Source organism: Haloarcula limicola (assembly GCF_010119205.1).
GTDB classification, from domain to species: Archaea; Halobacteriota; Halobacteria; order Halobacteriales; family Haloarculaceae; genus Haloarcula; species Haloarcula limicola.
This window is the reverse complement of record NZ_WRXM01000006.1, coordinates 19,215-41,096: the sequence shown is the minus strand read 5'-3', so window position 1 is coordinate 41,096 and position 21,882 is coordinate 19,215. Positions and strand designations below refer to the sequence as shown.

The following is a 21,882-nucleotide window of genomic DNA, read 5'->3' as shown; positions in this document are numbered from 1 at the left end:
ATGCCGGGAACGGTAGTTTCGATTGGTGCACCAATGGTGATGCGAGCACGAGAAACCGTCTCTGAGCGTGTACCAAATTTCTGGACAAGAAAAGCGACGGGGCTCTATCTAGATTCTGCTTTGGAAATCCAAATCGCTACAGATCGATAGAGATTACTCGACGAAAAACGAGCAGCGCGATCCCCGTGATAATTGACGGCGCTAACACGCGTACCGCTGAAATCTGTCAGAGATAGCGAACCGAATTCACTACGCTCGTATTGTCGGCAGCGGTGACGGTGAGGAACCAGCATTCCTTGAAAGCCCCACGACGCTGGCGGTCGCTCAGCGACATCTCCTCGCTACGCTCGGAGAGGGGTCGCTGACACGACTACACGAGCGCCAGCGCCGTGCCCCTTTCAGTCCCACCCGACCACAACAGCAGAACCCTTGGGCCGCCCTCCCTCGCCGGAACGAGGACGTTCGCTTCGCTCACTGTGTTCCGGGCACGGCCTAGGGCCGTGCCGGGCTTTCACCCATCCGGCACTCGGGCGGCCCCACGGGATGCTCACGACACCGCAACCGCACAAGATGTCCCCCGCCGTCGAGGGTATCCCATCAACTCGCATTTATATACTAATCTCGCAAAAATTCGAAATCAGAAATACGCCTTCTGGGCCACTCTATCGTTATTCTATTCCACTTGAAGCAACCTACTTCGGTCGTTGGTTTTAAGTACCATGCACCCGTGGCCTTATGTACGGAAAGGCACGACACGCGGCGCTCACGAAGGCCGTTTCACGCCGCAGGAAATCGGGTGCTGGAACACCCGATAAGTGTCTTCCCGTAGGCGCAAGAAGACAATGTACGCTAACGACTCCGGCAGTAAGAAAGCATCGTCCGATATTGACCAGCAGCTGCAACTCGGTGCCCACGTCGACGGCGGCCCCGAGCAACTCCTCGAAGCAGTCGCCGAGACGGCGAACGGCGACGAACTCGACTACCGGCCCAATCGCGGCAGTGACTCGCGGGGCAACTACTACGCTCGCCAGAACGACTACGACTGGACCCGTTCGACCGATGTCGCGCCGGATCGCCGCCACGGCGAAACGCTGGCCGCTCAGGAACAACGCCACGGCGAGCAAGCCGAGCAGGCCCGGCACTCCAAGCAGGCCCGCGATGCTCACGACGAGATCGACCGCGAAACCTCGGCCCGCCAGCTCACCACCAGCGAGCAAGAGCGACCGGAAACCTTCGAGGCAGAGCCAGACCCCCGCGCTGAGATGGACGCCGACGCGCTGGCCGACGTGAATCGAGACGCTACCACCGTCAGCGACCAGACTGGCATCAGCCACGCCGCAGCAAGCCGCCTCGTCGCAACTCACACGACCGACACCGACTCACGCTTCGACGGCGTCTTCGGTGCGCTCACGGCCGCCCGTGCCGGGATGAACGCACCGGTGCCCGTTGCAGACATGAACCCCCATGGCTACGAAGCCACCATCGAGGGGACGGTCACGCATCTTATCGACGACCCCGCCGCGCCGAATCAGTATCAGGTCGCCTACGTCGAGGATGACAACGGCGACACGGCGAAGGTGACGGTCTGGGTGAAATCCGTTCACGGCGGCGCGATGGTTCGAACCCTTCACGAAGGCGACCGGGTGCGTCTCTGTGGGGGCAAGCCCGGCGAGTACAACGGGCTGAAGACGCTGGCCGTGACGAGCAAGACGACCATGTGCATCCTCGAACGCGGCGACGGTCCCGCCCCGACCGGCGACTGTCGCGCCTCGTTCGGGTGTGCCGGTGAGAGTCCCCGGCTGGCTCCGTGGGACGTGGAATCAGACACTCATGCGTAGGTCAACCGGATGGACATGAACAAAGCCGTCGAGGTGACGCTGGCCGACTAACCCCGATTCGGTCGGCGGCTCCTCCGTCGAGGTGGGCCGTCCGGGCGGTGCAGAGCTACCTCGTGCACGCGGCCTCGTCGCCGCCCACCGGCACCACGGGACGGCGACGAGCCAACCACGCCACGGATTGGGGCTAAATCCACAGACGGCGTCAACGTGGGTCAGTCGGGCCGGGTATCCAGAGCGATTGGGCCTCTGGTGGGATATCCACGTGGGCCAGCCGGTGGGGCAGTGAGAACTGTATAGCTGGTGTTTTCGACAGCGCGCGGCGCCACCGGAAGACTCACTCTGTTCGTCTTCCGAGCCCTTGTTCGCTGACGCTCACGAGGACGACGGAGCGCTGCGCTCGGCGCAACGCGCGCCTCGCGGCGGTCCACCGTGCTCACGCCGTTGCGCGCGGTCCCACCTGTTGCACATCTCAAAAGCCAGTTACGGCTGTGCGAGCGGTGTAACCCAGGTAGCTTGGCGACGTACTGGACGCGCGACCTTGAGGAACACCTCATCACAACGCCCGCGGAGTGACCCAAACACTCTTTACTGTTTCACTGTAATCTGTAATCAAGATCGACCCGTGTCACGCACCTCAAATCGCGCTGACGGCGACATCGTCCGAGATTTCCTCTCGGTTGCGGACTTGCTGGAGGAACCACAGCTGGCCCAGTTGTACGCGTATCTTGCCCGGGAGGGGGAAGCGACTGTCCAAGACGTGATGGACTACCTCGAACTCGCCCAAGGGACCGCCTATAGCTACGTGAACCGGCTCGTTGACGCCGGCGTCGTCGAAGTGACGCAGGACGAGCAGCCTCGGCGGTACGCCGCCCACCAGATTGACCTGACCGTGACGACGGCCACCGGCGACCGCGAGTACACGATTACGCCGGCGCTGATCGACGCCGTTGGCCGCCACGAGACGGACGCCGACATCGACACGTACATCGACCGCCACGGCGTCGCCGGGCTCGCGACGGCACTCACCTACGCGGTCGCCCGTGAACGCGGCGAGGTGACCCACCGGCTGATGGCGGAGGATCTGGACGTCTCGCCGCTGGCTGCGGAGATGATCTTGCAGGCGCTCAGGCCTGTCGTCCACGAGCACTACGACATCGAGGTGGCAGGGGCATCTCTGGATGAGGTGAACGTCGGCGACGGCGGCACCGCTGACGACGCGTGAGCGCGCTCCACATCTCCGACACCGGCCTGTTCGTCGCGATGGGGTAGCCCTCGAACAGCCGGTACCAGGCTGTTCGCCGGTTCGCTCGCCGGAACGTCATCACCTTCGTCCTCCCTGAACAAGTGTACCAGGAGCTGACCATCGACGATCCCGACGTCGAGGCGCCGCCCGTTGACGCCGCGATCGACGAGGACTGGGCGACGGTTGCGGCGCCGCTCGAGTTCTCCGAGCCTGTCGTCTCGCGGGTGATGGACGGTGTCCAGCGGTACATCGCGAACGCCGACGACCGGCCCGCCGACGAGGTAGAGCGTGCCGACGCCGCCCTCGCCGCCCTGGCTGCCCAGCATCTCAGTGCGGGGACCGCGACTGAGGTCTACATCTACACGACGGATATCGCGGCCGGCGAGGGGGCCGAAACCGTGCTCGCGAGCGAGGGCTACGGTGATTCGGTGACTTTCGTGAACGGCTTCCAATTCATTGAAGATCTGCGTTTGACCGGTCACTAATGGGCTACTGGGGAGCGGTAGACCACCTACAACAAGAAAAGCCCTCAACCCTGCAGTGCTGTGGGGTCAGGGGCCGGCCGAGGCGGTCTCGCCCTTTTTGAATCCGTCAGGATGTTGGTGGTCCTCAATTTATTCCGTCAACTGGTGGTCTCCATCGCTTTCGGCGATTTCGTTCACTAAATCCGGGAAATCTACGTCATGCACCTCGAAATCCTCTATGTCGTAAATTGGGTTATCGAGCTCCTCCTCGTACTCCTTACGAACTTCTGCATAGTGCTTAGCGGCTTCTTCTAGTTCCTTTGCGGCGTCCGAATTCGGGGCAAACATCCGATAAATGTGTGCAGCAAATGAGTACCATGCAGCAACGAAGAATGGGTTATCTGCTTGTTCCAGACTGTCGCCGCACTTGTGGATGAAATCCAGCAGTCGGTCTGACTCTGAGATCATCGCAGCGAAGGCCGAGTTAGCAACCTCTATCATCTCGCTGTAGAGATCTGACTGTATTCGGATGAGGGTGTTCCGAGTTGTGTCGTCCTGATCAAACTGTCCTAAGAACTCATCCATCTGACTCTCAATCATCTCCTCCGCCTGTTCGCCTGCATCGTACTCCTCAGCCAATTCTTGGCAGTTGTCAACCACTCCCTCGACTGCAACTTGGTTCAACCCATACTTCTCAAGTACGTCATAGGCTGCAGATAGATGCTCACCATCTCGTTCGTCCTCCTCAAGGTCTCGGTGGGCGGAGACGTGTACACATAGGAGGAGCATGTCTGGGATAATCTGAGCCGTGTCTTGCTCATCTTCATCGAAGAACGCGACGAACTCGAAGTTCTCGACCCGCTGTAACGTGGACTCATATATCTCCACAGACGAATCCTCGAATTCGACATCGGTATTGGGTCGGACTGTGGCCCGCATCAAATCGAACAGCACTCCGACGAACTCAAATTTTAGCTCTTCCCCGCCATCTTCTGGTTCAAGGCTACGAATCCATTCCGTATAGTCATCTAACTCCAGAGCGAGCAGTGTAGCGGATTGGTCCTCAGGTGTCGGTGCGTATGGAGCGTACCCGAACATGAACTGGAGGCGTTCGTGAGGCTCAAACTCCAACAGGTCGACTTCCTCACGAAGTTGTTCGACCTCCGGATCTCCGTCGTAGATCTCTTGCAAGTGGGCATTCCCAAGCAATCCGTACACGAATCCCTCCAGCATGGGTGCTTCACTTCCGTCAACCTCCTCGTAGAGCCTCTCTGCGTAGTATTGGAATGCTGCTTGGTGGAGCTTTTCTGGGTTATCGAGTTGCTCGTAGAGGAATTCTTGGAATAGGTCGTGGACTTTGAACAATCTATCTCCGGTATCTTCTGAGCGACCTAGTTCCTGAACGACCGCTTTGGTGCTCAGAGAGTCAAGAGTGCGCCGTGCCTGTGTACGACTCACGTCATCCAATACTGCCGAACAGATGTCTTCGTCCAACTCAGCAAGTCCTGCGGTCTTCCGAATGAACTCCTCCTCGGCCTCCGACATCGAGTCCAGGTACGCTCTCTCGATGAAGTCCCGTGTGTCCTCTTGAGGAATCTCGAATGTACTGTCGTCACCTGCGGCCTCTCTGAGTAGACCGAGATAATAGGGATGGCCGTCCAACTTCTCGTAGACGCCGTCTATTGTTTCGTCGTCGACGTCTGGGTACTCCTCTTGGAGATAGTTCGCAGTCTCCTCGCGTGAGAATGTTTCCAGATGAGCGATGTAGTCCGCGTCATCGAATGACAGGCGTCCTGCCGTGATGAGATGGACATTCTCTCCGAGAGTGGAAGATAGTTCACGGAGGAAATCCCGCGTGACATCTGGTTCGTCGAGTTTGTGTACGTCGTCAACGAAGAATATGAGCCGTTTGTATCCGTTGACGGACTCCGAGAGACTGGCTAACTTTCGGAGATGGCGTGCGCGGTCATCGGTGGAGACTCCACCACTCACAGGACTGAGTCCTCCGCTCACTCCAGTCGCTTTGTTAATAAGCGCACTGAGAGTCCAGACTGCGTCTCGGGCTTCGTAGAGGAGATCTTGAGAGAGTGTCGTAGGGGTGTTGCCTTCACGGACGTAGAGTACTCGGGTTCGATACCACTCTGAGAGTTCATTTTCCAAGTCTTCCAGAAACGTACTCTTCCCGACACCCGGTTGCCCCGAGATGTGAATAGTCTGGACACCGTCATCCACAGCTTGAAGTACCGAGTAGAGCTCGTCTTCACGCATTCGAGGCATTTCTTAGAATACAGTCTTGTTCTGACAAGAAAGAATCTTCGGAGACAGTAGCCTTGCTGCTCGATAGGTTAATGGGTGTAAAGACAACATTCTGAGCAAATGGATCGAGAGGAATTCATTGGGGATGTAGTTCGGCATACAAAGGGAGGCGTCGTCCACTGTCAAGGGCACCCACAGATGGGGAAAGTCGACTATGGTCCTCACAGCTGCAAGGAAAGTATAGAGGCAGGTGATGGCGTCATCATCTACTACGTGAAGGACCACGACCAAGGTGATGAAGAGTGGTACCAACGATTCCGATTCTGTGATAACTGCGACGATGCCCGGCGCCTTCCACAGAAGGGTCGACAGGAAGGCAAAGAACAAGCAGTAGTCGAGGGGCTTCTAGAGCACTTTGAGGGAACTGTTGAGGGGGAATTCTATGATGACGCGGTTCGTCTTATTGACGCTGAAGTTCTGGTATACAGTCCCGAAGCCGAAGGATGATTCGAGTGATATCTCTGCGGGGCCTTGTGAAGTCACTTGCCTACTTAGAGGTAGGAAGGTCCAGAAAGTGCATCTCAAGGGATTCAAAGATATCCCTCAAGCCGCCGAACTGATGGTATAATTCTGATTACTACGAGCCAGAAAACTAGTAAAAATCCGGAAGACTAGTGTGTAGTACTCCATAGGTGAGACTGCCATATCTTCGCCAAAACACTCATTTCACGCCTATCCATTTGTGAGAAAGAATGTCAAGGACGGAAAAAGAAACTGATACCGCGAAAGTGGGGGCGACGATACAGGAACTCCACGCCGGTGGTGACATCATCGGGCTGCACATCCGGATACTCATCGAGAAATATGCCAAGAGTTGAGGGTACGGTAGGTGTCGATGCCTGCCCATACGGGTGGTTTGCGACAGTCCTTACCGGGGGAAGCATCGAAACGGAGCTATACGAGCACTTCACCGAACTACATTCAGATTACCAAGAATTTCGAGTGTTCGTCGATATCCCAGTCGGGCTCCCCAAGGGGAGCAGGCGCCGCTGCGACATTGAGGCGCGTGAACTACTCGGCTGTCGTGGTAACTCCGTGTTCTTTCCGCCGTGCGAGTCTGCAGCCTCCATTAAGGATTACGACGAGGCGAACGCGAGGCATCGAGAGGATATGGAGCACGGTCTCTCCCAACAAGCCCACGCTATCAGCGACAAAATCAACGAGGTACGATCGGTCGTTGACGAGACCTACGACGGGCCAATCTATGAGAGTCATCCGGAGCTCTGTTTCTACGCGCTCAACGGGCAGCCGATTGCTTACTCAAAGTCTTCGAAGCGAGGCCTCGCGTTCCGTCGGCACCACCTTGAACAGAAGCGCTTTGGCATGGACGACGAGTACGAGCAGGTACTTGATGACACTCTCCGGAAGGATGTCCGGCGAGACGACATTCTCGATTCGATGGCCCTCGCACTCGCCGCGCAGAGTGAAGAGTTACAGAGCGTCCCGGAAGACCCAGGACCGGAGATCCCGCGTATCCACTACCCGACCACACCCGCGCTTGCAGACAATCCGTGGAGTGAATCATGACGATTCAGGTAGCAATTGTCCAACTGGACGTGGAGTTTCAAGCTTGACGTACAAGGGGTCACTCAGGAAACTCAGAGGAGTCCTCGTACTCGCAGGATTTCTCATCCTAATCTATGCTGTAGAGCGGGTTGCTGCTACTCTGCTGGGCTTTCCGAATGAACGCCTGATGCTTGAAATGCTGAATGTCGAGCAGAAGCGCCTCCTTGTACTCACGATAGGCCCGTTTGTTCATCGCGGGGTATCACACATCGCTGAGAATCTGGTATTTCTCCTAATCTTCGGGGGATACATCGAATGGCAAGTCGGATGGAGGAAGCTGTATCTTTACTGTGTCGTCACGGGATATGGGGCGAGCTGGATACTATTGCTCACTATCGGAGGTGTTGGTGCTGTCGGGGCGAGTAGTATCACGAGTGGATTGGAAGCAGTTGCCGGAATTGTGGGATTCGTGCGAGTCGTTGAAGAACTCTTGAGCGTAAACTCTGGAGTGAAGATTCTCCGGGGTGTTGCTCACGTCTTCCCGTTCGTGATTGGGCTCGGATTTGCTGCCTCGACGATTCAAGCTACAACCGTGTCTCCAACCGGCCCGACGCAAGCGATTCACGCGATCGGTGCTCTACTGGGGATTACTGCGGCCGCATACTACCCCTTAACTCGGCTTGTTACCGAGGGGTACTCACTGAACCAAGTCCACAAGGGCATGTGACCACAGCGTTCACCGAGCGAGTAATCTCCGAGTGCATCGCGTACCTCTCCGAATAAGACGCGCTGTCATCGGCAGAATATGAGACTGATTCAAGTGAAGAGGCTCTGAATCGTTCCTTTGTTCGGAGACTGGCCGCTATTCGGGTTTCACGACGTCTTCACAGGCTGGGCACTCCGCCCAGATGCCCGTCGTCCCATCGTCTTGCTCGTACTCGACTAACAGCCATGCTGGGGTAATCTCTTCATCACAATCCGGACACAGACCAAGTATCGACGTATCACGAGTCATGCACAGGAAAGTACCGAGATCTCGGTCGTTGCTCTATCTCGTGTTGTGGTGGCTTCCATAGTAAGTGTTGGGTGGACAATAGTTCAAGCCGTGAGTAGCCGAGTCCCGCTGGCTTAGAGGTCGTCCGGGTCAAGTGCTTCTAGCCGGTTTCGGCGAGTGTGCGTGCTTTCACCTTCCGGGACACCACCCGTCTTAGCGGTGCCGGCACAGAGCGAGCAGTCAGGCCAGTGATTGGGAAGGTTCTCACGCGTCGTTTCCCGGATTTCTGTGGCCTGTTGAAGCGGCTGGCAGTCAGGGTCCGTGTGAATATGGATAGCTGTCCCGACACCGACTGGTCCACGTTTCTTGATCCAGACTGTCTCGCTCGACATTAATTCAGTTCAATGGCCGCCTAGTATATGAATGGGCTTACGTATTTTGGCCACTGGCAAATTGGGCACCCGAATGGGCGGTTGCTAGACTGTGTATCGACAGCGAAAGCGACGATCTCTAGTTCGCTAAGGAAAGGGAGCTCACCGCTAACCAACAAAATTGTCTCTTGCCGGACGATGTTGGTTAGTGGTAGACTCGCACTGATGGGCTGCTGACATAGTCCACATCTGGTGGTGAAGAGGGAAAATGGAGTTACCTCATAGGCCGGTGCTTCACATCGTGGCGAAGTGCATAGCTGAACGAGAGGTCTTTGAATATCACGACCATGAGAACTCTCCAGTCGGTCCGAAATGAAGTGTTGGGATTCAGGCAATTCGATGCCGAGAAGGGTCGGCGAGATCGGTATTGGAATCCTCTACGAGCGTGCTGATGACATCTCTAAGGCGGGGGTATGAGATTGATTTTTCGCTGCACAATGCACTCGGTTACAGAGTGGTATTCGGCATTGTCCTGGAACCGATTGAAGTGGGACACGCGTGGGTCTGCCAGCCAGCCGAAGCAGGGGGTGGCTTGTAGTATCGATGTGAGTGAGCGCAGCCATTTGGCGAGGAGCTTCCCGGCCGGGTGCATCGGCGTGTGGCTAGTACATGTCTGGAATATGAAGGATTCAGTAGCCACCGAAATACAACTCGATGACGGGGGGTGAATCGTCTGGCGACAGCCCTCGACAGAACACTCGAGTGCTCGATATGTTTGCTCGGCTACTATCTCGAAACTACCCCGAATTTGTGGGGCAAGATAAACGGTCATGCTACTTGTGACTTATCCGGCTGCCGTCGGGCGATTAGGGCAAGTCACAGGCAATATTTTCTTGTATAGATGTAACTACCAACGGCGACGTCTTGCGATTTCAGACCAACAAGTATTCGAAGAAATGATTTTACTGAGAAGATGACTAATCTGGAGGTAGCTATCTCGATGTGGGGAACGTACACTGGTCACTGGAGATCGGTGCCAGCGTCAACGTACGGAGAATAGTAAGCTAGCTAGAATAGAGGAACCACAAATTGCGAACCGGGCAGCGAGACAAAGCTGGCCACAAAATTAGAGTGCAGCGAGAACGCAGCCGACCAAGGAACAGGGACGCTACATGAAGTCGGCCGCGTCGAAATCGTCGCCCGAAGCGTCGGACTCAGCGTCAGCTTCGGCTGCAGATGAAGTCCCTGAATCAGGCTCTGCGGACTGGTCGTCACCATCACTCTTCGAGTCTATCTCCTCGGTCTCACCGCTGGCTACAGACGGGGCCGCTGCACCAGTTGCTGATGTATCTGAAGACTGATGTTTTTCGCTTCCATCACTTTCAGCTGACGAGGGAGTCTCCTCTTTCTCAGGCGGTCGTGGCGAATCTAGTTGTGGTTCGAAGTGAGTCTCGGAATTATTCGTCTCGCCACCCGCCGGCGTGCTAGCGACCGAGCCACTTTCCACCGCAGCAGATCGATAGGTCTCGCGGAACGAGTCGCTCAGCTGGAGCACTGTTGTCCGTTTTTCGATTGCGTCAAGCGTCTCGGTTGGTGTCAGCCCAGTTTCCGCATCAAGTTCGACGAGCATTTCGCGGATCTCAAGAGTTGTCCCTTCCCCTTCAGGCAAGTCCAGAATACGCCGGTCCAGCATCTCGCAGAGATCTGAGAGAGCGTCGACGTTCTGGCCTCGTGTGACTGGGGCACTATCGACATCAAGCCGAGAGAGTGCATCCCCCCATCGTCGGTCGCTATACGTAATCGAAGGCGTCTCCTCAACGTCGGCAGCCCAGACGTCTGGGTCACTCTCAGTAGTGGCCGGTTGAGTGTCCTCACTTTCCGTAGAACCCCCCGTGTGCTCGATGAACTGTGTGAGCATAGTCAGCCAGCTATCCGTCTCGGTGACGTCACCGTCGGGGTCTTCCCGCCTTGGCGTCGTAGGCGCCTCGGCTCCCCGCTCGGGCAGCCCAGAGCGAACCTCGTGCAGTTCGTGTGTCTGGCCATACCACCAGTTCGTTCGCGTGACGGTCACGCACTCGCCGGGTTCGAAGTCCCGCAGTTGTCCCGGCGTGATGGGCGCTTTCTCAGTCTCTCGAAAGCTCTCTCGTGACTGTGAGCGCTGAGTTTTCGACCCGGTACTTCGAGACATTGAGTGAGTCTCCGTTCGGTCCAGCACTCGTCGCTCGCCGATTTCGTTGCGGATGAACTCTGTCGACTGTGCATCACCCGGGCCGAAGTACAGGCCTTGCGGGCAGTTACCCAAGATACCGGAGATGTCGCTGTAGGTGTCCGATAGTTGGCCGATGGTCTGAACGCCGACCAGCGCCCGTGCTTTCTCTTTGCGACCACGCGCCGTGAGGTTCGTAATCTGGTTGAGTGGCGGGAGCTGGTCGATTTCGTCGAGAACATGGACCGTCGGATTCGGTGATTCCATCGCGAAGCGAATCGACCAGTCCAACAGCAGCTGGAACATTGGACCGAGCGTCGCCATTCGGGATGGCGTCGAATCAACGATGAGGACTCGCCCATCAGGATTGTGGATATACTCCCGCAACGAGAACGAGCCATGCTCGGCGAAGTCTTCGACGAAAACCGGCCGCGTATACTCGATGAGCGTCTGATAGACGTTCTGTGCAGCTTTCCCCTGGTCAGTGTCTATGTGTCCGGCTTCGAGTTGGTCGTAGCTGTCGAGTGCCTCGTAGATTCCAACTCGCCCCTCTTTGAGCAGCGAGACGATGTCCAGATGCGAGAGATTCTCCCGGCGGTTATTCTTCTGGGCTTCCAGATGCAGGTAGCGCAGCATATCCTCGAATACCTGCTTGGCTGGCGTGTGGAACGGGTTGTGTCCAGATGGATTGCCGAAGATAGCCGCTGCAATCTCTCGGAAATCCTGTGTCGAGTCGACGTCCTGGAAGAGATTCCAGGTAACATCCCCATTCAGTCCCACGCGCTTGACGTCGAAGCCGAGATCAGCGTAGAACTGCTGGAACTCTTCGCCGGCGTCGTGGGCAATGATCGCTGTATCTCGGTTGTAGGGAAGCTGGTAAGCAAGTAGCTGCATCGCTGAGGATTTTCCGCTCCCGGTCTCACCGAGGACGGCAGTCGAGACGTCCTGTTTGAGCGTCGGCGACGAGGGCGCATCGTCGTGTTTGGACTCGATACTCTCGTACGGAACAGCCAATTCGTCGTCGTCACAATCCCACGGATTTCGCGTTAGTGACCGAGGCGAGGTACGGCGGCCAATATCGATGACGCCAATCAACACCACCGAGATGGCATAGATTCCGATGCCCACCTCGTAGGAAACGATGGGCGGGGCGACACCCGGAATCTGCACGCCGGCAAACAATCCGATAACTGAAGCCGCCGCAATGATGTGGGCGAAGGGGAATACCATGGCCACCAGCCAGCTGCCGCTGAGCAGGGCCTCAGCGAAAAGCAGGCCCGTCACGATGGCGAACCCGGCGTAGATGTATCGCCACGCCCAGAAGCGTCTGTGGAGTGCCTTGTCGCTATCTACCCACATCGGCGGGACCAACAGCATGAACACACTCCAGAGAATCATCGCCGGTTCGTCGTATTTCAAACTCGACGGTAACTCGGTGGGCTTCTGTCCCGGCGGTGTTGTTGAGGACTGCGAGTCTTGGGGCATTACCGACCGCCACCGAAGTCGAAGTCACGCTCCCGGGTGGTTTCTGGGTCTCTGTCAGGGTCCCGCGTGGTGGACTCCGCTGTTTCGTGAGTCTGTGCTTGGTCACGCGTTGCATCGTCAGGAAGGGGCGTCGAGTCTCGTTCTGGTGTCCGCCCTTTGAGCCGCTCTGGTTCACGAAATACCTCTTTGGCACACCCTCGGAGACGCTCTAACTCTTCGGCATCCATCCGTAATTCCGGCTCGTTCCCGGTTGCCGCGACATGTGAATGCACGATGTCGCTGTCGTCGTGTACGGCGTAAACGTAGTCGGTCGTCGGTTGCCCCCCGAACTCGTTTTCCAGCAGTTCGCGGGTGTTGGAGCTGACTTCGTCAGGCGTGAACTCGGCGCTGGGATCCGGAGAGACGATGAGGTGGCGCTGGAAGTTGAACCAGCTGCTTCGCTCGAGGAACTGCTCGATACGTTGTTCGTCGGCCTCCCGCCCAAGCCGATCCCGTAATGGCACTTTTTCTTGGTCTGCCTCCCGGTCTCGGCGAATGTATTTCAGGAGCTTGCCCGCACCACTCCGCTGGAAGTCCGTTTTCAGAATCATGAATCCGAGGCCAGCAGCGGATCAAGGGGCGATAGCTGTTCCTCATCATCAGTCTGGGCGATGGCGCTCGCGTCCGCCGCAGCATCGTTCATCTGCAGCGCCGCCCGTTTGATGGCTGCTTCACGTTCGGCTGGGCTGTAGTCTTCTTTGAGTAGTTCCCACAGCGCGATGACGTACATTGTCTCCAGCGATTGAATGTGTTCGAGATCCGGCGTCGCCTCAACTTGCACCTCCTCAATCGAGGTGGAGATATCGTCGGCAGCGTCGTCGATGGTCGCTATAATATCTTCGTCAGCTGAGTGCCGAGCAAGGCGCCCGCGCAGCTCCATCCCGTGGTGCTTTTTCAACACCATCTCGCAGTATTTCGATTTCGAGAGATCGGCCTGGTCGGCACGCTGTTCGACTTTCTCGTTGACGTCTTCGGTCGTATAGATCTGCAGGCGAGCTTGCTCTGGCATTATGCATCCTCCTCCTGTTGTCGCAGTTTCTCTACACCCGTTTCGAGTCGGGTCGATGCTTCCTCCAATGCATCGGCCTGTGCATCGCTGGGCCGCTCCGTTCCAAGCAAGTTCCAGAGCGCCACTCCATGGAGTTCGCTGTCGTCAGTCGATGGCGAGAGTGCGCTCGCTATCTCGTCCTGGAGAGCCTGTTGCATCTCATCGAGCTGTCGTTCCAGTGCCGTTTCGGCCACTCGTTCGGAGCGGATATCCCGCGCTACCTGCGTATCGAGCGCTGCCACACAGTACTCGGAGACAGTCATTCCCTGTCTGTCGGCCATTCGCTCGATCATCTCCTTTTGGGCCTCAGGCGGATAGAACGCGACACGCTCACTCATTCGACTCACCTCCGTTCTCGTGGGGTGCTCCGTCTGTGCCGTTGCCGGTAAACGGTGTATCTGTCTGGCGCTGCATCTGGAGTTGTGACTCAGTGTCTATCATCGAATCTGGAAGGGTTCCGTCGTCGGTTGGCGAACGCTGCTCCTGCGTTTCTTCGTTCTCGTCGACAGTTGCTCGGCTGAGGGCCACCGACACTGCTTCGACTAGTTCTTCCTCGGAGAGTCCTGCGAGGACGTGTTCGGCCTGGTCAACCGTTAGCCCGTGGTGGGCCAGTACGCCTTTCATCGCCTCGGTACTGAGGAATTCCTCGAACGCGTCGACCCGCTCGGGCTGCTCCTCGATGAGGATATCCAGCGGATTTTTCTCGTGGGTATCGAGATCGATGACCTGTTTCTCCTCCCACGACGTCCGGACCTGCACCGGGTAATCGCCGTGTTCGTCGATTCGAACCAGCGCTTCGCTGTAGCCCTGCTCGGTTCCGACCGATTCTTTCCCGGCTTCCGCGTTGTTCACGAAGTGTTGCTGTTCGCTGGTCATCCCGGCTCGCTTGGCAGTCTCACTGTCCAGTTCGGGCTCTCGGTGATGGACCATAATCGGGCACATCCCTGCGATTTCCTCGGCGGCGTCACCATCATAGAACTCTTGGAGCGTCTGGGAGAGCATCACCAGCCGAATCCCGGCGTGGCGCTGGTGGCGAGCGATCTGGTTGAGGAAGGCGAGATTCGCATCGTCGGCAAAGAGATAGTGTGCCTCGTCGATGATCACCTCCACCTTCGTCTCCATGTTCTTGGCCTGCTGATACAGCGTCGAGAGCAGCAGTTGCATGATGAACGACTGCTTGCCCAGTCCATCCCCGGAGCCCTCGACTTGCTGAAGATCCAGATAGACGGCCTTGCTATCATTGTCGATGAGGTTCAGGTTCGATTCTTCGGCAAGGTTGCCGTAGGTACTCCCTCGGCGGAACGGCTGTAGCGCCACCGAGAGTTCATCGGCGTACGCCCGAATCGTCGTCTTTGCACTCTCCGTTTCAGCGCCGGGGAACATGCCCGGCTCGGCTTGAATCTCGTCAATGAGGCCCAGCAGATCTTGCATCGTCGGTGAATTCTCTGGCGTATGCGTCGAGGGGTCGTCGGGGTCGATATCTGAGCGCTCGAAGATGGTCTGAATCAGGAATGTGATCAGCCCACTGTGCATCTCAAGGTCGATATCCCGGGAGGTCAGGAAGTTCATGATGACCCCGTAGACTTCGTCCATCTTCGCCCGAACTGGTTCCATGTCCGGTGACGCATCGAGGACGTGTTGTGGCGTCGGATGCATCTCACACGGGTTCAGCGGCGTCTCCCCGCTGACTGTGATACGCTTTGCATCCAGCACTTCGGCGCTGCCACGCATGTCACCGACCGGATCAATGAAGACCTGCTTGACGTCCGAGCGCTTCTTCATCATCCGCAGTCCCCGAGCCTGTGTCCCGTGGGTCTTCCCGCCGCCGGGCATTCCAGTCACCAGCTCTGAATGACCGGTCTCTAACTCCCACGGGTCAATTAGCACCGTCGAGTCGTTGTGGTCGTGGGTGCCGTAGCGAATCCCGTCGGCCATCCGGAGGTAGTTCGAGGAAAACGGGAACAACGCGCCGAGGGCTTCGCCGGTCATCGACGATAGCCGATCATGGCCGAGTTCGTTCCCGCCCAGCGGTGAGACTGTAACCAATCCCTGTTCTTGACGACGGGTCGCCCGCTTAATCGAACAGTTCGCTGGCGAGTCTCGCATTAGCGTCTCCAGATGATTCGTCTGTTCGCGTAGCTCCTCTTTGCTGTCAGCAGTGACGCGAATAAACACGCCGGCTCTGTAGAGCGAGGCGTGATTCCGTCGGACGGCCTGCCGGATGTACTTCGCTCGCTCAATGTCCTGCTGGAGATCTTCCGTATCTAGTTCGCCGACGTCCTCCTGCAACACACGCAGCGAGGAGACCCACTCGGAGATTGCCGAGACCGCGTCTTGTGCATCGTACGGGTTGATGTGAATCGAGACGTCAGCCTTCAGCTCCGTGTCCAGCAGGAGTCGTTCGAGCATCCCGCTGGTCGGATGCTCCGGAAACGTTTCGACCCAGAACGTCCGAGCGTACGTCTCACTCTCGATGACCGTGTAGTCCTCTTCCCAGTCAATCGCGGAGGGAGCGAGCCACGACCGTTGCTCTTCACCCGGCCGTCTGAATGTTGACGGCACTTCCCCGACACCGTCGTCATCGAAGTCGGGCACCTCGTTTTCTTCGAGGTCTTCGATATCGAGGTTCAGTGCGTCGGCGTCTTGGGACCGAGAGTAGTGGACCGGTGAGAGGCCCGTGGTTTCGTCAAGGTCGCCGAAGGATTGTGATTCACACGCCCAGTATTCCTTCGTGAGTGTCGCTAGTTGCAGCGGTGAGACGGGGTCCCCACTACAGCGATAGAGGCTGTTGACCGCCCGCGCGGTCGTGCCGACTCTGTCTTTCAACTTCTTTGCCTTGTACGTGTCCCGCTCGCTTTCGGTGAGACCATCCGAGGAGACTATCTCGGCGACACGGCCGACAACGGGAAGCGACTCTAGCGACCCGAGCAGTGAGGCGGACTCGTGGTCGATGTCGTCGATATCGGCGTCGGTGACCGAGACGATGATGTAGTACTCCCGTTCCATCTCGGTCCCGTCGACGGGCTGGCTGTCGTCGTCTGTATGGCGGTTGAGCCACTCCATCAAGAGCCCGCGGAGCATCGGCAGCCGTTGCGTGTCGGCGTCGTCAAGGCGCTCCTGGTGGGCCGTGACGTGAGCGTCGCGGTCGATTTCTCGGGTGGTCACGTACAGGTTCGTCTCGCCCTCTAGAGAGTTCGCTAAGTCGGTGAGTGATCGAACGGCCTTCTCCCATTGACCGTCATCTTTGAGCGCCATGTTGGCGGGCGTGACCTGCACAGCGCCACAATGTGCCCCATCGATGCGCTTGACGCCGTGGGGGAGGACGCGGTCGAGCCGCGTGACAGTTCGCGTATCCTGTGCGCCATCGCCGAACAGATACTCCGGTTTCTTGAGGGCCCATCGGAGACGGACCTCCAGCCACTCGGTCAGTCGGTAGTAGCGGGGCCGGGCGCGATGCAAGCCGAACAACAGCAGTTCGGTCGCGAGCAGCAGTCCCGTCGCTGGCAAGAGGAAGCTAGCCGGGACGAACGGCAGGCCCAGGAGGGCGAAGTAGCCGAAGACGGGACAGATGAATAGGACCAGTTCGCCGAAGGTGTACTGCCCCCAAAACTCGGTGGTGCCACCCAGATCGTCGTGGATGATGTTCGTGTTGAATTCGCTGGACGAGTTACTCATCGGTAGTCTCCTGCGGAGAATTCATTGGTTGATCGTCGAAGCGGTAGGCGTCAGGACCGAGCACGTCGGCGTCAGTCTTCAACTCTGCACGCAGTCGGTCACCTACGGAGTCGAACTCTTGCTCGGTGTCTGTCGTAGCGTCTTCCTCGTGGTGATACACTTCGGTATCAGTGTGATTCGGCACGGGCTCTCCGCTCTGCATAGCCTGCGTGGGACGACCAGCAGCGCCGCTGTGTGCTGACTGCCCAGTTGATGGTGACGAGGAGGAATGGCCTGCTGTGGAGGACGAGGCTGCCGCTCCACTACTGCTGCGTGAGGCGCCGGCGCTGCTACTCGTCGGAGGGGCACGCCCGGATGTACCACTAGTTGAACCAGCTGGCGGGGTGACCGTACTTCCAACGCTGCCTGTACTCCCACCACCACCGCTACCAGACGATGGTGACGAAGATGGCCCGCCTCCGGACGGTCCACTTCCCGAAGGAGGAGACGATGCACCGGACATCTCGCGGTGAACCATCCGCGCGCCAGTGGCGGCATCCCGTGAATTACCTTTCAGCACACCCTGGGCGGCTTGGACGGTCCCGCCAGCAGCAGGCCCACCTGCGAGGTATGCCCCAGCCGTCAGGCCTGCTCCACCAATTGTCCCCGCAACGCCAGCAGGTTTCTTTCCCGCTGCGACTGCTTTGTCGCTGAGTTTGACGAGTGTCGGGCTGCTCTTCTGGAGCATCGCCTTCTGTAATTTCGCACAAAGCAACAGCACCAGCGGGCTGATGAACAGCCCCATTCCGGGTACTCCCCAGTTGTTAATCTCGATGGAGATGCGAATGAGCAATGCTGTTGGGATACTCGCTGCGATAGCGCCGGGATACGTCCCTGCAATCTGCTTTGAGAGACCACTGAAGCTCTGGAACGGCCACACTTCCAGTGCCCAGAAGGTCGCTACCAATGGCATCGCTAACGTGATGAGAATCACCGCCATCCACCGGGTGATCGACACCACAAGCACCTTCGCATAAATATAGAGCAAGCCAAGTAGCAGAAGGAATGAGACTGTTGGCGAAAAGAGAGACAACTTTCCGAAGACAAACAGTTCCTTAGCTATCGTTCCTTTTTCCGCCGTGGTAAATGTCGAGATGCTTTGTCCAAGGACATCAAAAAATTGCAGTGATATGGACGCAACCGGGAGCCAGAAGAAAAGCGCAAAGAACGCTAATACCATCCGTCGGCCTATCTTTTTTCGGACTGCTGGGTTGATCGCTTGGTAGCGAACCCCCACTGCCGCGAGGACAATAAGCTGAAGTCCGAACGCCAACCCGACGACGTAGTCGAAATACAGGGTATCTATGAGCGTATTCCACGGACTGTTTACAGCGCTTTTGAATGCGATATTCAGCCCGCTCGCGCTGGCTCCCTCTGGCGCTGGAGTGCCGACGAGCGGCTCAACGAGTACATCCAGCACGTACTTGCGGAACCAGCTCTCGAATTCCTCTGGAAACAAATTGAGGAGATCAAGGAGTGACTGGAAGAACGTGTCTCTGAGAGTTCCCAGCCCGTCGCCTTGACCCGCAGTTGGTGCCGGAGTCGGAGTCTGACTCGGCATCGGTTACTCCGTCTGTGTCCCGGTCTTCGTTCGTTCAACGATACTCTGTTCCCCGTTCAGTGAGAGCTCACACGAATTCTCTCCATCAGAACTGTAGCTGAATGTCTGAGTGAAGGTGATTGGCTCACTGAACGCCGGTTTCAGTGTCAATGTAGCTTCTCGTGTGTGATTTTCCGGACAGCCGAAAATTTCTGCGAGGTAGGTACGCACCGGTAGCAGCTTTGTCGATCCCGGCTTGACCATCATATCGATTGTATAGTCCGACGTCTTACTGTCGAACGCTTCTAGATGCGGTCCATCTTTCGAAATGACTTGCCGGGCAATGTCCGCGTGTTGTCCAGTGTTCTCGACGAGGAGACCGATCGGTCTTCGCCCATCACGCTCTGGAGGTGGGAGTTCAGTGGAGTCATCCGGACCGATGACATCGCGGAGTTCAAGCGATGCCGAATAGGTCACCGGGATCTCAACTTCTGTCTGTTCGCCGATGAGGACGAGCGTGTTCTGTCCTTGTGTAATCCGTTCGGACGGCTCGTCAGTAAGGCGCGCAACAACGAAGCTAGCGACAGTCTCGCGGGCAGATATCAACGCTTGGTTTACCTCATTTCCCATCCCGTTTATCAACGCGATCCGGGTAATCATCGAGTCCTCTGCTAGTTTGAAATGTGCCGTGACTTGGGGACTGACACCAGCTTTTGGCTCGAAGGTCAGCGACTTCAGGACATCTGACTTCGAACTTGGACTCTGCGTTGCAGTCGGTCCTGCAGCGGTGCCATTCGATGACCCGCCGATGTTGCTACACCCGGCGAGGGCCGCCAGACCACCGCCCATCGCACCAAGGAGTGTTCGTCGGTCGATACAACTCGATTCCGTCGATTGTGAAGTCTCGTCTGTCATGCTGAATAGATGCCAAGCAATCGTCCGTTCGTCCAAACGTCGAATCCGTACAGCAACAGCCCGAGTGGGAGAAACCACAGGACCGTCACGACCACGAGGTCCACGATGTCGGTGAACTGTGGAATACTGGACCCGAGCCACTCCACCGTCGTCGTCCGCTCGGTCGCGACAATGCCACTAACAGCCGGGTTCCCTTGTTCCCACCAGTAATACTTCGGCTGATAGGTCAGGATCACCTGGTCAAGACCCCGCTCCGGCATCGTGATAGTGAACGTTCCGCGTTCACCGGGACCGAGCGTGTGTGTCCGCGTACTATTGCCAGCAGTCGCGGTCACGTTCCCGAAGTCGACGGGATATCCACGCGTCGAGCGAACTGTCACTGACAGCGTCGTTCCATTCGTGGTCCTGTTGACCACCGTCGCACTCATGTTGGCCGGATAGGCATCGACGACCGTTGACGCCGAGAGCCGACTCTCCGTGGTGTCTCCACGAACGATACTACGCACCGTCGGCGACCGATAAGCGCTCTGCGGATGGCTGTCGTTTGCCCGGAGTGTGAAGCGCTCCGTTCTGGTGTGGGTCGCAGACTGATTCAGTCGCACGTCGACTGGGAGCCCGGCCTTGTTCGCCTCCGGTCCCTTTCGGTAGGAGACGACGAAATCTCGCTGGATGCGCTCGTAGTCGTCGCCGACCTCGAAGAACTGTGCGTCTGTCGCCAGCGAGTGCTGATCAAGGTTCGCCAGTGGGCCTCGCCGAGCGGGTATCGCATGGACCTGTAACGGACGAACCCGCTGTGTCGACGAGACGTTCGTTCCAGCGGATGTATTCCACTGTACCCAGCCCGGCGGACTCCGGGTATAGAATCGCCAGCGACTGTAGACTACGTCACCCGTTTCAAACGCTACACTACGCCACAGTCTCGGCATCGAGAGGCTGACGCCCGTACTGTTGCGGTGATTGGCTAACGATACCGTTGCATCCGATGCCGTCACCTCGTAGGCAGTGACCTGCCGTGAATCGCGTAGCGTCCGATTGTACGTTGTCGTGTTACTCTCACCGTTGTCGGCCGTCTGGTTTACCGTCACCGAGAGCGACAGCCGCACAGACAACATCGTCGGCCCAGTGAGATTCCGATACTGGAGTTCTGCCGTCGGCGACGTCGCCGTGTCCTGTCGCGTTCCGTTGGCGTACAACCCGACCGTGTTGACGCTCGCCGACTCGACGATACAGGAGTCGTTCGTCGTCTTGTTCGCACAGCCAAGGGCCGAGCCATTGTAGCTGCCAATCGTTCGAACCGTCCCATTCGAGCGGACGTACTGTGTCGTCTGTGACCCGTCGTGGACAACCGTCGAGGGATTAATCGCGAAGATCTCGACATACGACGTGTTTGCCACGAGGCTCTCGGTCGATGCGACCCGTGCTGGATACTGTGACCCGCTACTGTTGTTATAGCGGTCAAATTCGCGGTCGTTCCACGCTTCGACATTTGGCGGTGCGCGGAACATGATGTCTCCAGAGCAGGACAGACGGCCCAGTGGACTCAACGACGACGTGGTGTTAACACGAGCGTAGTCCGCGTCACCCGACCAATACGCCCGGAACGACGACGCATTGAACGTATGCGTGTAGTTCGGGGGAGTAGTTCCCGGCCGCTCAGACCGGGCCGAGCGGTTCGCAACGCACTGATGTCCTGTTCCGCCGACTGTCTGGGTGCTAGTCTTACTGGATACCTGCGGCGACGCTGCAGTGCTATCCGAAGGTGAGACAGCTACCGCTGGCGTCACCAGACTACTGGCGACAAGCACGATTACGACGAGTCGGCCTATGAGTGACATCAGTAATGTAGAGGTGCGGAGACGTCGTTAGCCGCCGAAGGGATTGACGCAACTCGAAAAGGAGAAGCCGAGCTCGCTGCCTAGCTTCGAAATGATTTCCGGGGCAATCAAGGCCAAGAATATGATAGCTAGCCCGGTCACCGAGAGAATCAAATCCTGGCGAGCCTGATTCTGCTGGTTTGGGTTCCCTGTCGCCCGCATGTAGGAAAGCCCACTTCGGCCCGTGAAGAACATCGCTGCTGGCATTCCTAGTGCTGCTATCGCACCAAAGACGAGACCAATCGCCCTCTCGACAGGCGTCCCACAGTACACTGAACCAATGCTGGTCTGTGCCATCGCCGATCCGCTAAAGAGGACGACAATAAGCG

General features: G+C 57.5%; 17 protein-coding genes and 2 pseudogenes. 8 read left to right on the top strand and 11 right to left on the bottom strand.

Annotated features, from left to right (window positions below):
- The first annotated feature begins 842 nt into the window (after positions 1–842).
- The 4 genes and pseudogenes from GO488_RS19295 to GO488_RS19285 all read left to right on the top strand — a co-directional run bounded on the left by GO488_RS19295 (position 843) and on the right by GO488_RS19285 (position 3,566).
- Positions 843–1,838: a single stranded DNA-binding domain-containing protein gene (locus tag GO488_RS19295; RefSeq protein WP_162319483.1), complete on the top strand. Its 996-nt coding sequence runs from the start codon at positions 843–845 to the stop codon at positions 1,836–1,838.
- 465 nt (positions 1,839–2,303) lie between these two features.
- A pseudogene (locus GO488_RS20280) lies at positions 2,304–2,411 on the top strand (DUF7558 family protein); the annotation flags it as partial.
- Between the two features lie 49 nt (positions 2,412–2,460).
- Positions 2,461–3,060: a DUF7437 domain-containing protein gene (locus GO488_RS19290; RefSeq protein ID WP_162319482.1), complete on the top strand. Its 600-nt coding sequence runs from the start codon at positions 2,461–2,463 to the stop codon at positions 3,058–3,060.
- Positions 3,057–3,566 (top strand): annotated as a pseudogene (locus tag GO488_RS19285) (PIN domain-containing protein). Before GO488_RS19290 ends, GO488_RS19285 begins: the two are co-directional and overlap by 4 nt.
- A 129-nt stretch (positions 3,567–3,695) precedes the next feature.
- Here the strand turns inward: GO488_RS19285 and GO488_RS19280 are convergent.
- Complete coding sequence (locus GO488_RS19280) at positions 3,696–5,813, bottom strand: AAA family ATPase (protein WP_162319481.1); 2,118 nt, start codon at positions 5,811–5,813, stop codon at positions 3,696–3,698.
- A gap of 108 nt (positions 5,814–5,921) precedes the next feature.
- On the opposite strand from GO488_RS19280, the gene GO488_RS19275 reads away from it, so the two are divergent.
- From GO488_RS19275 to GO488_RS19265, 4 genes are all read left to right on the top strand, one after another.
- A complete protein-coding gene (locus tag GO488_RS19275; protein WP_162319480.1) occupies positions 5,922–6,308 on the top strand; it encodes a hypothetical protein in 387 nt (128 codons plus the stop codon).
- A 245-nt stretch (positions 6,309–6,553) separates the two neighbouring features.
- Entirely contained in the window at positions 6,554–6,679 is a 126-nt protein-coding gene (locus tag GO488_RS20135; protein WP_277814721.1) for a hypothetical protein, read from the top strand.
- Complete coding sequence (locus GO488_RS19270; RefSeq protein ID WP_162319479.1) at positions 6,666–7,388, top strand: DUF429 domain-containing protein; 723 nt, start codon at positions 6,666–6,668, stop codon at positions 7,386–7,388. The genes GO488_RS20135 and GO488_RS19270 overlap by 14 nt, the downstream gene beginning before the upstream one ends.
- 43 nt (positions 7,389–7,431) lie before the next feature.
- A complete protein-coding gene (locus GO488_RS19265) occupies positions 7,432–8,094 on the top strand; it encodes a rhomboid family intramembrane serine protease (protein WP_206674445.1) in 663 nt (220 codons plus the stop codon).
- Between the two features lie 135 nt (positions 8,095–8,229).
- On the opposite strand, the gene GO488_RS20315 is transcribed toward GO488_RS19265, so the two are convergent.
- The 10 genes from GO488_RS20315 to GO488_RS19220 form a co-directional block, all read right to left on the bottom strand.
- Complete coding sequence (locus tag GO488_RS20315; RefSeq protein ID WP_437125173.1) at positions 8,230–8,382, bottom strand: DUF7837 family putative zinc-binding protein; 153 nt, start codon at positions 8,380–8,382, stop codon at positions 8,230–8,232.
- A 1,518-nt stretch (positions 8,383–9,900) separates the two neighbouring features.
- Entirely contained in the window at positions 9,901–12,423 is a 2,523-nt protein-coding gene (locus GO488_RS19260) for a type IV secretion system DNA-binding domain-containing protein (protein WP_162319478.1), read from the bottom strand.
- Entirely contained in the window at positions 12,423–13,013 is a 591-nt protein-coding gene (locus GO488_RS19255) for a relaxase/mobilization nuclease domain-containing protein (RefSeq protein WP_162319477.1), read from the bottom strand. Before GO488_RS19255 ends, GO488_RS19260 begins: the two co-directional genes overlap by 1 nt.
- Entirely contained in the window at positions 13,010–13,471 is a 462-nt protein-coding gene (locus GO488_RS19250) for a hypothetical protein (protein WP_162319476.1), read from the bottom strand. The genes GO488_RS19255 and GO488_RS19250 overlap by 4 nt, the downstream gene beginning before the upstream one ends.
- Positions 13,471–13,848, bottom strand: coding sequence for a hypothetical protein (locus tag GO488_RS19245; protein ID WP_162319475.1), 378 nt, complete (start codon positions 13,846–13,848; stop codon positions 13,471–13,473). Before GO488_RS19245 ends, GO488_RS19250 begins: the two co-directional genes overlap by 1 nt.
- Positions 13,841–17,185, bottom strand: coding sequence for a VirB4 family type IV secretion system protein (locus GO488_RS19240; RefSeq protein ID WP_162319474.1), 3,345 nt, complete (start codon positions 17,183–17,185; stop codon positions 13,841–13,843). The genes GO488_RS19245 and GO488_RS19240 overlap by 8 nt, the downstream gene beginning before the upstream one ends.
- Positions 17,178–18,785 carry a TrbL/VirB6 family protein gene (locus GO488_RS19235; RefSeq protein ID WP_162319473.1) on the bottom strand — a complete coding sequence of 536 codons (1,608 nt, stop codon included), beginning with the start codon at positions 18,783–18,785 and terminating at the stop codon, positions 17,178–17,180. Before GO488_RS19235 ends, GO488_RS19240 begins: the two co-directional genes overlap by 8 nt.
- A 3-nt stretch (positions 18,786–18,788) precedes the next feature.
- Complete coding sequence (locus GO488_RS19230) at positions 18,789–19,679, bottom strand: hypothetical protein (protein WP_162319472.1); 891 nt, start codon at positions 19,677–19,679, stop codon at positions 18,789–18,791.
- Positions 19,676–21,184, bottom strand: coding sequence for a DUF8186 domain-containing protein (locus GO488_RS19225; protein ID WP_162319471.1), 1,509 nt, complete (start codon positions 21,182–21,184; stop codon positions 19,676–19,678). The genes GO488_RS19230 and GO488_RS19225 overlap by 4 nt, the downstream gene beginning before the upstream one ends.
- A 357-nt stretch (positions 21,185–21,541) precedes the next feature.
- Positions 21,542–21,850, bottom strand: coding sequence for a pilin (locus tag GO488_RS19220; RefSeq protein WP_241692985.1), 309 nt, complete (start codon positions 21,848–21,850; stop codon positions 21,542–21,544).
- Positions 21,851–21,882 lie beyond the last annotated feature (32 nt).

Coding starts and splice junctions, on each gene's coding strand:
- GO488_RS19295 (WP_162319483.1), top strand. CDS start 843: ATGTACGCTAACGACTCCGGCAGTAAGAAAGCATCGTCCGATATTGAC.
- GO488_RS19280 (WP_162319481.1), bottom strand. CDS start 5,813: ATGCGTGAAGACGAGCTCTACTCGGTACTTCAAGCTGTGGATGACGGT.
- GO488_RS19275 (WP_162319480.1), top strand. CDS start 5,922: ATGGATCGAGAGGAATTCATTGGGGATGTAGTTCGGCATACAAAGGGA.
- GO488_RS20135 (WP_277814721.1), top strand. CDS start 6,554: ATGTCAAGGACGGAAAAAGAAACTGATACCGCGAAAGTGGGGGCGACG.
- GO488_RS19270 (WP_162319479.1), top strand. CDS start 6,666: ATGCCAAGAGTTGAGGGTACGGTAGGTGTCGATGCCTGCCCATACGGG.
- GO488_RS20315 (WP_437125173.1), bottom strand. CDS start 8,382: ATGACTCGTGATACGTCGATACTTGGTCTGTGTCCGGATTGTGATGAA.
- GO488_RS19260 (WP_162319478.1), bottom strand. CDS start 12,423: ATGCCCCAAGACTCGCAGTCCTCAACAACACCGCCGGGACAGAAGCCC.
- GO488_RS19255 (WP_162319477.1), bottom strand. CDS start 13,013: ATGATTCTGAAAACGGACTTCCAGCGGAGTGGTGCGGGCAAGCTCCTG.
- GO488_RS19250 (WP_162319476.1), bottom strand. CDS start 13,471: ATGCCAGAGCAAGCTCGCCTGCAGATCTATACGACCGAAGACGTCAAC.
- GO488_RS19245 (WP_162319475.1), bottom strand. CDS start 13,848: ATGAGTGAGCGTGTCGCGTTCTATCCGCCTGAGGCCCAAAAGGAGATG.
- GO488_RS19240 (WP_162319474.1), bottom strand. CDS start 17,185: ATGAGTAACTCGTCCAGCGAATTCAACACGAACATCATCCACGACGAT.
- GO488_RS19235 (WP_162319473.1), bottom strand. CDS start 18,785: ATGCCGAGTCAGACTCCGACTCCGGCACCAACTGCGGGTCAAGGCGAC.
- GO488_RS19230 (WP_162319472.1), bottom strand. CDS start 19,679: ATGACAGACGAGACTTCACAATCGACGGAATCGAGTTGTATCGACCGA.
- GO488_RS19225 (WP_162319471.1), bottom strand. CDS start 21,184: ATGTTCCGCGCACCGCCAAATGTCGAAGCGTGGAACGACCGCGAATTT.
- GO488_RS19220 (WP_241692985.1), bottom strand. CDS start 21,850: ATGGCACAGACCAGCATTGGTTCAGTGTACTGTGGGACGCCTGTCGAG.